This window comes from Lysinibacillus sp. BPa_S21 (assembly GCF_023337795.1).
Lineage (GTDB): Bacteria > Bacillota > Bacilli > Bacillales_A > Planococcaceae > Lysinibacillus.
Window position 1 is genome coordinate 83,107 of the sequence record NZ_JALIRS010000009.1, and the last position, 12,674, is coordinate 95,780.

Annotated in this window: 15 protein-coding genes and 1 pseudogene; 6 read left to right on the forward strand and 10 right to left on the reverse strand. The window is 39.0% G+C overall.

The window, feature by feature from the left end; translation table 11 throughout:
* Window positions 1–104: 104 nt before the first annotated feature.
* Both MOK21_RS17140 and MOK21_RS17145 read right to left on the reverse strand, forming a co-directional pair.
* Entirely contained in the window at window positions 105–1,478 is a 1,374-nt protein-coding gene (locus MOK21_RS17140) for an HD domain-containing protein (RefSeq protein WP_374110221.1), read from the reverse strand.
* A gap of 703 nt (window positions 1,479–2,181) precedes the next feature.
* Window positions 2,182–2,406 carry a YuzB family protein gene (locus MOK21_RS17145; protein WP_049667962.1) on the reverse strand — a complete coding sequence of 75 codons (225 nt, stop codon included), beginning with the start codon at window positions 2,404–2,406 and terminating at the stop codon, window positions 2,182–2,184.
* Window positions 2,407–2,765: 359 nt separating this feature from the next.
* Here MOK21_RS17145 and MOK21_RS17150 point away from each other — a divergent pair, with 359 nt between their 5' ends.
* Window positions 2,766–3,413, forward strand: coding sequence for an RsfA family transcriptional regulator (locus tag MOK21_RS17150; protein ID WP_249075202.1), 648 nt, complete (start codon window positions 2,766–2,768; stop codon window positions 3,411–3,413).
* 34 nt (window positions 3,414–3,447) lie between these two features.
* Here MOK21_RS17150 and lipL read toward each other — a convergent pair whose 3' ends face one another.
* Window positions 3,448–4,284: an octanoyl-[GcvH]:protein N-octanoyltransferase gene (gene lipL / locus MOK21_RS17155; RefSeq protein ID WP_249075203.1), complete on the reverse strand. Its 837-nt coding sequence runs from the start codon at window positions 4,282–4,284 to the stop codon at window positions 3,448–3,450.
* A gap of 157 nt (window positions 4,285–4,441) precedes the next feature.
* On the opposite strand from lipL, the gene hemQ reads away from it, so the two are divergent.
* Window positions 4,442–5,191: a hydrogen peroxide-dependent heme synthase gene (gene hemQ / locus MOK21_RS17160; protein WP_249075204.1), complete on the forward strand. Its 750-nt coding sequence runs from the start codon at window positions 4,442–4,444 to the stop codon at window positions 5,189–5,191.
* Window positions 5,192–5,233: 42 nt separating this feature from the next.
* Here the strand turns inward: hemQ and MOK21_RS17165 are convergent, their stop codons facing one another.
* Window positions 5,234–5,416 (reverse strand): hypothetical protein, encoded by a 183-nt coding sequence (locus MOK21_RS17165; protein ID WP_249075205.1) that lies wholly within the window; start codon window positions 5,414–5,416, stop codon window positions 5,234–5,236.
* A 670-nt stretch (window positions 5,417–6,086) separates the two neighbouring features.
* On the opposite strand from MOK21_RS17165, the pseudogene MOK21_RS17170 reads away from it, so the two are divergent.
* Window positions 6,087–6,468, forward strand: a pseudogene (locus MOK21_RS17170) (cell wall hydrolase).
* Between the two features lie 21 nt (window positions 6,469–6,489).
* Window positions 6,490–6,831 (forward strand): spore coat protein GerQ, encoded by a 342-nt coding sequence (gerQ, locus tag MOK21_RS17175; RefSeq protein ID WP_249075206.1) that lies wholly within the window; start codon window positions 6,490–6,492, stop codon window positions 6,829–6,831.
* A gap of 273 nt (window positions 6,832–7,104) precedes the next feature.
* Here the strand turns inward: gerQ and MOK21_RS17180 are convergent, their stop codons facing one another.
* The 5 genes from MOK21_RS17180 to MOK21_RS17200 form a co-directional block, all read right to left on the reverse strand.
* Window positions 7,105–8,283 carry a M20 family metallopeptidase gene (locus MOK21_RS17180; protein ID WP_249075207.1) on the reverse strand — a complete coding sequence of 393 codons (1,179 nt, stop codon included), beginning with the start codon at window positions 8,281–8,283 and terminating at the stop codon, window positions 7,105–7,107.
* Between the two features lie 154 nt (window positions 8,284–8,437).
* Entirely contained in the window at window positions 8,438–8,818 is a 381-nt protein-coding gene (locus MOK21_RS17185) for a DUF423 domain-containing protein (RefSeq protein ID WP_249075208.1), read from the reverse strand.
* Between the two features lie 27 nt (window positions 8,819–8,845).
* On the reverse strand, window positions 8,846–9,112 hold the full coding sequence (locus MOK21_RS17190; RefSeq protein WP_249075209.1) for a YwdI family protein: 267 nt from the start codon (window positions 9,110–9,112) through the stop codon (window positions 8,846–8,848).
* Window positions 9,109–9,288: a uracil-DNA glycosylase gene (locus MOK21_RS17195; RefSeq protein WP_249075210.1), complete on the reverse strand. Its 180-nt coding sequence runs from the start codon at window positions 9,286–9,288 to the stop codon at window positions 9,109–9,111. The genes MOK21_RS17190 and MOK21_RS17195 overlap by 4 nt, the downstream gene beginning before the upstream one ends.
* A gap of 81 nt (window positions 9,289–9,369) precedes the next feature.
* Window positions 9,370–10,047 carry a uracil-DNA glycosylase gene (locus tag MOK21_RS17200; RefSeq protein WP_249075211.1) on the reverse strand — a complete coding sequence of 226 codons (678 nt, stop codon included), beginning with the start codon at window positions 10,045–10,047 and terminating at the stop codon, window positions 9,370–9,372.
* A gap of 235 nt (window positions 10,048–10,282) precedes the next feature.
* Here MOK21_RS17200 and thiD point away from each other — a divergent pair, with 235 nt between their 5' ends.
* Window positions 10,283–11,113, forward strand: a complete 831-nt coding sequence (gene thiD, locus MOK21_RS17205; RefSeq protein WP_249075212.1) for a bifunctional hydroxymethylpyrimidine kinase/phosphomethylpyrimidine kinase — start codon at window positions 10,283–10,285, stop codon at window positions 11,111–11,113.
* A gap of 37 nt (window positions 11,114–11,150) precedes the next feature.
* Here thiD and MOK21_RS17210 read toward each other — a convergent pair whose 3' ends face one another.
* Window positions 11,151–11,702, reverse strand: coding sequence for an acyl-CoA thioesterase (locus MOK21_RS17210; protein ID WP_249075213.1), 552 nt, complete (start codon window positions 11,700–11,702; stop codon window positions 11,151–11,153).
* 186 nt (window positions 11,703–11,888) lie between these two features.
* On the opposite strand from MOK21_RS17210, the gene MOK21_RS17215 reads away from it, so the two are divergent.
* Complete coding sequence (locus MOK21_RS17215; RefSeq protein WP_249075214.1) at window positions 11,889–12,215, forward strand: hypothetical protein; 327 nt, start codon at window positions 11,889–11,891, stop codon at window positions 12,213–12,215.
* Window positions 12,216–12,674 lie beyond the last annotated feature (459 nt).

Genomic DNA, 12,674 nt, shown 5'->3' on the forward strand with positions numbered 1-12,674 from the left:
AACTCAATTAGAGTACTTTCGCTGTTTTTCACTATAGATATGTTGGAATGCTTTTAATTCCATTTATTTTTTTATACATATTTTTATACAAAAAAATTTTTTTATTAATTTTTCCCTTGCCGTTGCAGTAAAGCTAATATTTGTTTTTTCACAGCAGGATGGGTACTGTTGTCCTCTAGGAAATCTAGTGGGAAATATATTTTATGATCTCGCTTCATGCGGCCAGAAATAGAATCAACAATAATAGATTCCCGTGAAAGCTCTCGTAGATCTCCATTTTTCATTTCTAAGAAAATAGGGACACGTACTTCTTCCTCTCCTGGTCGATAAAAGTCATAAGGTAAATCTGCCGTCGTATCGTGGACAAGATAATATTCTGGATTTAAATCAGCTTCCTTGAAAAGATCTTGTAATTTTTGATATTTATCTAGCTCTACACCTGGATCTAAATCGATGTACTGAAATAGCTTTCGGTTTACAAATCGGCGGCTTAAGTCACTTAATATAGCATCATCTTCTTGCATCCAAAGTTGAAAATATGTAAAAAGAATACTCTCATCTAATGCAAGATAGTCTTCAAGCGTAATGGAGTTACGGAAAAATGCTAAAAAGTGTGTTGGCTCGTGCTTAAATTTGTAGCCTGCCAAGCTCAGTTGTTTAGCTCGTTTTAAAATATTATTTAAGACAACTTCTGCACTGCGAGATACTGGGTGGAAATAAATTTGTAAGTACATTTGATAGCGGCTCATGATATAATCCTCTACCGCATGCATGCCCGTCGCCTTAATAACGACCTGATTTTTTCGTGGACGCATTACTCTTAAAATACGTTCCATATCAAAATGACCATAGCTTACGCCAGTGAAATAAGCATCACGCTGTAAATAATCCATACGATCAGCGTCTATTTGACTGGATATTAAACTGACTACCTGTTTATTCGGATATGTTTTTTCAATGACCTGCGATACTTTCTCCGGAAAATCAGTAGATACTTTTTTTAATACTGCATTCACTTCTGTATCGCCAAGCAAAATTTGTCTTGTATAAAATTCATGATCAAGCTCAAAGACATTTTCAAAAGCATGTGAAAATGGTCCATGCCCTAAGTCGTGTAATAGGGCTGCACAAAGCACAAGCAGTCGTTCATCTTCATCCCATTCAGGACGACCAGCAAAAATATCATCTACTATGCGGCGTACAATTTCGTAAACGCCAAGCGAATGACTAAAGCGGCTATGCTCTGCTCCATGGAATACTAAAAACGTTGTACCTAGCTGGCGAATTCGACGTAATCGCTGAAATTCCTTCGTACCCACTAGATCCCAAATCACTTGATCCCGTACATGCACATAGCGATGTACTGGATCCTTAAATACTTTTTCCTCTTGTAATTTAGCTTTTGCATAATGTGTCAATTGTACAGCACCCCCGTTTCCTATTTGTTCTATTATATGCGATAAATATAGGACTAGCATACATATTTACTTTTAATTATAGAGACTATCAACCTAACTCGCTGTATTCTTGTCTTATTTTAGGTTTCTATTGACCTAATTTCCATACTTATCATCATAACGTGGGGTTGATTTCCGTTCCGGCTGGGCGCTTTGTAGCTGCCGCTTTGCTTTCGCTACAGAAAACATTTGTTGCTGTCGCTTCGCTTTCGCACAGATAAAACATTGCCGCTGACGCTTCGCTTTCGCGCAGAGCAGAGCTTCCTGGGGGCGTCCGATGAGCCGCTTCACTCGCGTTGCTCGCTCCAGGGTCTCGGGCCAACAGATGTTTTTTGCGCGAAAGCGTAGTGTTAACGCAGCGACAGCAGCATGATGTTGGTCACGAAGGCGTTATCACAGGATGTGATGGTTTTAGCCTTCGTTCCCCTATCGCTAATCCCCAAGGAGTCGCCCAGCCTCCACTCCAATCAACATATATATGGAATACGTTTTGGCCAATACTATTCCTAACTTTGATGATGAACCAGGTTCAACATCAATGTTGGGGTAAGGCATAACGTGAAGCTTCCCGCCGCTTCATTGGCCTTCCGTCTCTCTGGCTCTTCTTTCCGTCACTTCGATAGTTCTTTCCGTCGCTCTTACTTTTCTATCCGTCGATAAAAAAACAGCCAAAAAAACAAAAACTATCTTCAACTAGACTAGTGAAGATAGCGCTTTGTTTTACTTATTTCTTTAACTTTGCTAAAACCTTTTCCATTAGTTCTTCTTCCGTTAATGCAGCAACAGGTCGACTATTTACAAAGGTAAATGTTTTTTTACGTCCCGGGCCACAATAGGAATGACAGCCAATTTCGATGGTTGCATCAGGATCGATTTCCTTTAATTTTGGAATTAACGTTTTTAAGTTAACGGCCTGACATTCATCGCAAACTTTAAATTCGTTTGCCATTGTGTCAACAACCCTTTCTATATAGTATTTTTTTAACTTCTTTTAGCAATTTGTAGCGAAAGCACAGCGGCAGCTACAGAAGTCTTCCCCCTCTATAGAGGATGAGATGAATCGGGAAGAAGTTCTTTGTGCATGCACAAATGCCGAGGCATAAATGATTCAAAAATTCGTTTCTATTGATCGTATGACTTTCACATATTTAAGTATGTAGCATACGTACAAACCTACATCGGGTATTGTATCGCATTTTTCCCCTTGTATTCAAGCATAATTCCTTCCACATGGATGAATAAAAGGTTAAAAGATTGGTCATGCTAGTTGTAAATAAAAGTTCCAAATAAAGGTGGGAGGATTTTAATATGAGTAAAGTTAGACAAGATGCTTGGTTAGAAGAAAACGATGAATTATTAGCAGAGGCGGTAATTCGCCATGTAACGGAAGGTAGTACACAATTAAATGCCTTTGAAGAAGCTGGTGACGCTTTAAATCGTACTGCTGCTGCATGTGGCTTTCGTTGGAATGCTGTTGTTCGCAAAGAATACGAGGAACAATTAGCAGAAGCAAAAAAAGAAAGAAAAGAAAGAATGCGAGTGTTGGGAGCTCCAGCAAGACGCCGTGCTTCTAGTATGTTTACAGTTAATAGTAGTGGCGCAGAGGGTAAATCCATTCCTCTTTCTGCATTAAATCTCGATATTGTCATAGCTTATTTATTACGTTTACAGCACTCTGGTGAAGTAGGTAATGAGTCTACAAAATGGAGACAACTAGTACACGTAACATCTGAGAAAAATAAAAAACTAGAGAAAACCATTACACAGCTAGAAGAGGAAAATAGAGCTATTCGAAAAGATTACGAGCAATTTGTACAAATTATGAACCGCGCTAGACGACTAGTAACACTAGATGAAGAGGAAGAACGAATTGCACCTGTTTTCAAAATGGAGAAAAACGGCAATCTTGTTGTAAGTAGCCCTTATGCACAAGAAAATGGCGATGCGCTTAATTAGCAGCATCGCTTTTTTTCTTGGAAATGATTGATGATTACAGTTTCCGATCAAGCATTTTCGTATTCCGTTCTAAAATACGTTGTAAATAAAATGCATAGAGCGTTAATTCTTCATCATGGAAAGATTCAACTCGAATTTCTTCTGCCATATTGTTAAGAAACTGCTGTAAACGGATCACAACGGCTTCCACCGTTAATGAGGCATCAATCAGTTCTGATAACGACGCCATCACATTAGGGACAATAGTAGGATACGTAAATTTCGTTTCCTCTCCTTTTAGACTTTCCTCGTAAAAGTCTCGAATGAGCGCCGCTCGATCTGATCCGCTTCCTTCAATACATAAATAAATTTGCACTGCTACCCCTTGACGTAAGCGTCTTTGCGATATACCAGCAAATTTCTTTCCTTCTATACTTAAATCATAGGATCCTGGACAATAGGAGCCTACAATTTCATAGGCTTCGATTTGATCCGCTACTTCAGGGAATAATTCCTTTACTAGGGCTACCATTACATCATAGCCATCATTAATACTTAGCGCTTCCGTTTGTTCAGATAAAACAATAGAAATATTCAATACACCTTCATCCAGCACAACGGCTAATCCGCCTGAATTGCGTACAATAGGATGATAGCCACGTGCTTTGAGCAAGTCCATGCCCTGCTGCACATAGGGTAGACGGTGATCCTGAATACCAAGCACAACAGATGCATCATGTACCCATGTACGAATAGTTGGTGGAGAGGCTAATTGCCCAACTAGCTGACATAACGTATCGTCGGTTGCAAAGGATTCGAGTGGCGATCTTTGCTTCGCGCTAATGGATTGATCGTAAAAACGCCAAATCGGCTGTTGTAAAATACTTTTCATGATTGGAGCTCCTCTATTTACATCTATTCTCTTTAGAATACATTATCTTTGGATGGTGTCAAATTCGTGAAATGCAGTCATGAACTTAGGGATTTTGTACAAACTATGATAAACTAAATTTTGAATGCTATTCACTTATAAAGGAGTGTTTTTAATAATGAATGAAGCAGCAATTACTTTAGATGGTTGGTACGCTTTACATGATTTTCGCTCAATCGACTGGGCTTCATGGAAACTAGTTTCTGCCGAAGAACGCCAAGCAGCAGTAGAAGAATTCATTGCCTATTTAGAAAAATTAAACGAAGCTGATATCGCTAAAACAGGTGCCCATGCATTTTACGCAATTGTTGGTCAAAAAGCTGACTTTATGATTATGACATTACGCGAAACAATGGATGAGTTACAAGAGCTTGAAGCTGAATTCAATAAATTAGCGATTGCTGATTTTACAATTCCTACATATTCATATGTATCTGTTGTAGAGCTTTCCAACTATTTAGCAGGTGACTCAGACGAAGATCCTTACCAAAATCCACATGTACGTGCTCGTCTATATCCTGAGCTTCCACGTGCTAAGCATGTATGCTTCTATCCAATGGATAAGCGTCGTCAAGGCAATGACAACTGGTATATGCTTTCAATGGATGAACGCAAATCATTAATGCGTTCTCACGGTATGATTGGTCGTGGCTATGCTGGTAAAGTTAAACAAATTATTACTGGCTCTGTGGGCTTTGACGATCACGAATGGGGCGTAACATTATTCGCAGATGACGTACTCCAATTCAAAAAATTAGTCTATGAGATGCGTTTCGATGAAGTATCAGCCCGCTATGGTGAGTTCGGTGCATTCTTCGTTGGTAACCTTCTTGATCAAGAAAAACTTGTGAAATTCTTAACTGTCTAATTAAATATAAAAATGCGAGTCCTCCAATCGGACTCGCATTTTTTAATATTCGTTTTCTTCGCTGTTCTCTGATTCCAATATTAAAATAATTGTATGAATAAAAAAACCAGCTAGAATCATCAAGAAAACTAAGTACCAACTATACGGTTGCTGATAGTATTCTGCTATTCCAACGGCGATGAATGCACTTATGATAATTGCTACAAACGTCCCGAAAGTTTGCATGATAACACTCCTTCATGAGAGCAAAAAAATAATTTCCAACTTTAGTATGTCACCGTTTATTTTTAATATACTTACAAAACAGCAAATTCCACTTACTCAATCAAAAAAATAAGAAAGTGTCACCCCATTACGATGACACTTTCTTATTTTCATATGGCGTGCTGTGCCTTAAGGCCTTTCATCCTTCACCTTCAAAATTAAAATAATCGTATGGATGAAAAATCCCACTACGATTATTAGTATAAAAAGATACCAATGGAGTGGCTGTCCGTAAAAACTGCCCACTAAAAATGCCAGCACAGCACTCAACAAAATACCTATCCAAACACCAATCTCCATACCCTGTCACCTCACATGTATTCCATACACATGCAATTTCTAATCCTACGTTCCCCCGGATATTTTCTATTCTCTTTTTACCCATTTATCAATTATGTCTCGGTATGACAGACGTACCAAGTAGGAACGGAAATCACCCCCACATGTTGGTGATGTGCCTAGTCTGCCTCTTTTTTACAGACTACTCATCGTTATTAATATATGCTTAGTCATTTTAAATTGTGAATTTCTTTCATCGAAATTGAACATGTCTACAATACCATCATGCATATACTGTCTGCGAGGAGGAGTGAAAATCGCTGTTATAAAGACGAATGAGGCACAAACAGCTATGCTAGCAAGGCTTATGCGGGCTGAAGCAGAAGGTGAAGGAAACTTGGTATGCTGATGGTCGGCAATGTTGGCGTCAATCGTGTACGAGCAGATTGTTTAGATTTTAAGGATGTTCGTACCATTGAACAAATGGTTTATCAACGTCCTGAGGGCTTTGAAGCGACGCTAAAAGGCTACTTTTATCAACGAGCACGTGATCAAGACCTTCGATTAGCGAAGAGAGTTATTCAAGGCGAAAGATTCCATCCGGCGACTCGTTGCTATGGTTTTTCAGACCTGAGGGAGATTGTCCAGCACAATGGTATGGTCAGTGGAACACGGGAAGATTCAAAGCACATTGCTTCTTCTCGCCAACCGAAGAGGATTGTCCTCAAATCTAAAAGAAAGAAGGTTGATAACTTATGATGCCTTATTATTGGACACCAACAACGCAACAACAAATGCCTCCGCAGGTAATGCCTCCACAGACGACTGGAGCACGACCAACTGGACGGGAGCAATCGTATATTGAAAATATTTTCCGTTTGAATCGTGGAAAACCCGCTACCTTCCATTTTTCTTTCGAGCATGCTGTTGAGCCAGGAAAAAACGTGAAAATTGTGCGAGGCGTTGTAGAAGCTGCTGGTCGAGATCACGTGATTATACGTGAACTCAAATCGAATCACCGTTTCCTATTCCCAATGATTTACTTTGATTTTGCTGAATATGATGAAGAAATGGCCTATTTTAACCAAAATCCATAAGAAATAAACTATTCATAATTTCATATTTTTTATATGGTCCTATCCCGCTCCTCTATATGCGAATAAAATAAGAACAGAATATCGGTTTGCTCCTTCGCTCCGTTTTACTCAAGCTTCGTCGCATTGCAAATTGCGCTAGATCCCAATTGGGTCTGGTATTCTTGCTTGCACTGCAAATATTTTCGTATGTCATGAGGATTCTGCGTGGATATTTGCCATTAGATCAAAAAATCGGCATGTTAGGATACCTCCTAGCATGCCGATTTTTATTTGTTATTGATTTTCTTGTAAAAACTGCCATGTTGCTTTCCCTAATGTTTTGGCAGCAATCAACATGGCACGTTCATCAAAATCAAACCGTGCATGATGATGAGGATATGCCACTTCCCACTCTGGCTTTTTAGCACCTGTGAAGAAAAATGTACCTGGTACATTCTCTAAATAATACGCAAAGTCTTCTCCAATCATAAATGGTGGGCACGTTATAATATTTTTTACTCCTGGTATATCTGCTGCAAGTTGCGCAATAAATTCTGTTTCTTTCGCATGGTTGTAAACAGGTGGATAGCCTCTCGTATAACGAAAATCATAGCTTGCACCAAAGGCCAAACAAGTAGCATTTAAAACGGCCTCAAGCTCTTGCTCCATTTGTTTGCGCACCTGCTCCTCAAAAGTACGGACTGTTCCAGCTAATACTACTCGTTCAGCAATCACATTGAAAGGATTAATGGCCTCAAAATGACCGATTGTTAAAACGGCTGATTTTAATGGATCAATGCGGCGAGATATAAGCTGCTGTGCATTGATAACAAACTGGGACGCTAGAGTAACAGCATCAATAGAATGATGCGGTTCCGCACCATGACCACCCTTGCCTTGAATCGTAATTTCCACCTTATCCGCAGCAGCCATAATTGCTCCATCTCTCACCAATATATCCCCTAATGGTGTTGGTGCCCATAAATGTGTACCGAAAATAACATCTACACCCTCTAGACAACCATCTTCAATCATAGACTTTGCTCCACCTGGCGCCATCTCTTCTGCATGCTGATGAATAAAAACGACATTGCCTACAATGTCATCCTTCATTGCATGAAGTGCTTTTGCAAGCCCCAGTAATGTGGCAGTGTGGCCATCATGTCCACATGCGTGCATTTTACCATCCACTTTTGACTTATAAGGGACATCATTTTCCTCCTGAATTGCCAGTGCGTCAAAGTCAGCGCGCAATGCCACGGTTTTACCTGGCTTTCCTCCACGTAAAGTAGCAACAACACCACGGTCACCTACATGCTCACGAACTTCATGTCCAAGTGCTCGGTGAAAAGCAGCTACATACGCTGGCGTTTCCACTTCTTCAAAGGATAATTCCGGATATTCATGTAAATGACGACGAATCGCTACCATTTCATCATAGTTATTATCTAGCAAAGTAAAAAGTTTCTCCATATCACAAAACCTCACTTCTGATTTGTCGAACTTATTTGATAATAATAGTGTACTATAAATTCTTACAAAAAAAATAGGAATTAAAACGATCATTCTGTAAAAAATAAAAACTCCCTCACACTTAGTGCAAGGGAGTAACTTTATCTATATATTTTTACCGAGCATGTTTAAGCGCAGCTACGATAATTAGAACCCAGCCAGCTAAAAATAGAACCCCGCCAATTGGTGTAATAGCGCCTAGAACTTTAACGCCGCTGATTGCTAGCACATATAAGCTTCCTGAAAAGAAGACAATACCTAGGTTAAAAAAGATTCCAGCTAAATTTAACTGCTTGACCTCACCTAGTAGTTTAGAGCTCATTAAAATACCAATGATAAGTATAGCTGTGGCTTGAAACATCTGATACTGCACAGCTGTTTCCCAAATCCCGCGACTATAATCGTCTAAAACTTCTTTTAAAGCATGTGCACCAAATGCACCCAACGCCACCGCTAAAAAGCCGTGAAGTGCACCAGTCACGATAAATTTTTTCATGTCATTTTCCCTACCTTCAAAAGATATTTAAAAGTCAAAAATTGAATCACCATTTGCTCCGTCTTCTTCTTCAATTTTTGCTGTATATAAACTTGTCTGCTTCGGCTCTGACACTAGCATTTGTGGCAGATGCTTTGACTGCGCTTTAGAAATGCCGTTGGATGCTTCTAATACTACGTCGCATAATGCTCGGATTGCTGTTAAGGCTTCACGAATTTGTTGTTCGTCTCCGGCATTTTTGACACCGGATAATTGTTTTTCAAGTTGTTGAATAACGGCTTGATAAGGAATCATTGCATTCTCCTACTTTCTACTTTTGGCACAAATTTCAGACAGTCCGTGCCAGAGGATTGTTTAACGACAACGGATGGTATTTGCTTTGTTTTAAAGCCATATGCTACACAAGCTCGTGGAGTTTGTGGGTCCCATGTTACTTTAAAATATTGACATTTGAAACAATTTACCTTCATCGTTGCCCCCCGCTTTCTTCTATTATTAACTGTAACACGAAACAGTAAGTGCATCAATTTCGCCTTGGCGAACAAAGTTTACTAAGCTAAGCACCAATCAATTGGTTGCTCTCCCCATTCTTCTAACTGTGCATTGATTTTCGAGTATGGTTTACTGCCGAAAAAACCTCGATAAGCACTTAGTGGACTTGGATGAGGCGCTTCTAAGATTATATGTGGTGTTGAGTATTTACAAATTAATTGTTTTTTACGTTGAGCTGGCTTACCCCAAAGCACAAAAATAATTGGTTTATCTCTTGATGCTAATTTATCGATGACCGCATCCGTAAATTGCTCCCATCCTTGTTCTTTATGGGAATTTGCCTGACCCGCTCGAACGGTTAAAACCGTATTCAATAACATTACACCTTGCTGTGCCCATTTCGTTAATGTTCCGTTTTGAGGAATAGGACAACCAAGATCATCCTGTAACTCTTTTAGCATATTTCGAAGGCTTGGTGGATGTGAGATTCCTGGCATGACCGAAAAGCTTAATCCATGTGCTTGGTTTGGTCCATGATACGGATCCTGACCTAAAATTACGACCTTTACGTCATGATAAGCTGTCGTATAAAATGCATTCATTATGTCATTCATTGGTGGATAAATTGTTTGGGTTGAATACTCATTTTCTACAAATTGACAGAGCTTTGTATAGTATTTTTTTTCTACTTCTTCTGCAAGTATTGCTTGCCAATCGTTCGGGAATACTTGTTTCATCGTAATAAAGCCCCTTTCTCTTCTACAACGGTACAAAAAAACAAAGTTGAATTCAAGCTTCAATTCATTTATGCCTGGGCATCATCAGTTTTATGTTAAGACAAACTAGAGATGAGAGACTTCTGCTTCAACTGACCTTATAAAAATATATAATTCTGACTATTTTTACACATCCAGAATAAGACTACACTAGATGGTAATTTTAAAACATTCATTTATAAAGGAGATCTTCCACATGACTCTTAAAAAAACTTTAACGATTGCTGGTTCAGATACATCAGGCGGCGCAGGTATGCAAGCCGATCTTAAAACATTTCAGGAGCATGGCACATATGGCATGGTGGCATTAACGGTTGTTGTAACAATGGATCCAAACGGTTGGACTCATAACGTTACACCATTACCAACAGAGCTTTTACAAAAACAAATCGATACAGCTCTTTCAACAGGCATTGACGCCATAAAAACTGGCATGCTGTCAACGGAAGAAATTATTTGTATTGCAGGCGATGCTATTGCAAAATCTGGTACAGCAAATGTTGTCATTGACCCTGTAATGGTCTGCAAGGGAGAAGATGAAGTATTGAACCCTGGTAACACAGATGCGATGATTCAACATCTTTTACCATTAGCTGCAGTTACAACACCTAACCTGTTTGAAGCTGGGCAATTAGCCGGAACTGGAACACCAAAAACAATCGAGGAAATGAAAATAACAGCTCGTAAAATTCATGAACTTGGCGCTAAAGCTGTTGTCATTAAAGGTGGAAAAGCGTTAGCTACTGAAAAAGCGACTGACCTATTCTTCGACGGTGAAAAATTCTACTTATTAGAATCTGAAAAAGTCGCTTCTACTTATAACCATGGGGCTGGCTGTACATTTGCTGCTTCAGTAACAGCAAATCTTGCAAATGGTCTTTCAGTACAAGAGGCTGTCATTGAAGCAAAAGAATTCGTTTCAGCAGCAATCGCTCACGGTTGGGCATTAAATGACTATGTAGGACCCGTTATGCACGGCGCAAAATCTCGTTTCGGTGCACCACAAGTAACAGTAACAGAAATTTAAAAGCGAAAAGGCATCTGATTAGTTTCAGATGCCTCTTTTACATATAATAGTTCTCCATCATTTCGAGCCGATAATCCCATGGATCATTCATCGAAATGAATTGTGCTAATGCCTTACTTTCCTTTTTACGCTCTGCACGTACCTTCGCCCGTTCAGCTGCAGTTTCGTGTAGCTTTGTCTCCTCTACTGTTTCTGGAATGACATATGGAACTGGGGCAGGTTTATTATTTTCATCTAATGCAACAAAGGTTAATAATGCTGTTGCCGCTACCTTGCGTTCTCCCGTTTTTAAATTCTCGGAAATGACCTTTACGAAAACCTCCATTGAAGATATCCCTGTCCACGTTACATAGGATTCGAAATAAACAGAATCTGTCGGGCGGATTGGATGCAAGAAGTCTACAGAATCCGTTGAGGCCGTCACACAATCTCTACGACTATGCTTAGCTGCTGAAATTGAGGCTACTTGATCGATGTCACTCATTAATCGACCACCAAACAATGTATTATGATTGTTAATATCATTCGGAAAAACTCGACTTGTTCGCATGACTCTAGATTCTTTACAATATTTAAATTTTTTGTTCACATCTATTCCCCCTTGAAATTACTGTTTATTTCTACTATATTGCTCTATTTTTCCATAAAAATCAATTAAATTGTTAGAAAATTGTGAATTTTTTATATTGAGGGATGTTTATTTCTTCTTATGCTTAGGACAAGATACGCTACTACTTCATATGCCATATATTAGCTGTATATGGGAGGGAGAAAAATGGCAAGACGTAGACAACAAAACATAAATGCTGATCCAAATAATCTAGGTGGTCAAGAAGCAGGTCTCCTTGGTGAAGACACAGGTCTCCTGAATGGAGATATAACGTCTACCAAAGTGGAATTAATATCTTCAATGGTTTTAACAATAGGGTATTCATTAGCAACCCTCTCCACCATTTTGGCATTGCAGGAAGAAGAGCAAAACGAACAGACAAGAACATCAGACGCGCAAAATCAAAATTTACAGTTTAGACAAATGCATAAGCATCTATCACATCTTAACAATCGTCTAGATTCCATTGAACGAAAACTCAACCGATATTAAAAAAATACATACCCCCATAAACCACTAAATATAAAAAGCCACGATTCTCCGTCATAAAAGAGAATCGTGGCTTTTTTACTATACTATGATAATGAGCTTTCCGTCTTCTTCCCTTTTTACAGCTATACATAACCATGTTGAAGGAACGTCATCTATTGTACCAAGATAGAATTCGTTATTACCTAGTTAAAATTCCCTTCAACATTATACGCTGCCTTTCCGTCAGTTAAGGAAGAAATCATGTTCAGTATCTTTTCATTTGTGAAACCGTATACAATACAAAACGACACATTTTGTACAAAATTGCTTTCACATTCATTATATTGATATATTTCTATAGTTTTTTCAAGAATTTTGCTTAAAAAATCTTCATAGATTAAAAGGTGTAATCAATTATGCTTCGGCAAAAACGTTCGGAAGCTTTAGATCAGTGGATTCGAAAGCGAAGTGGCAGCACAG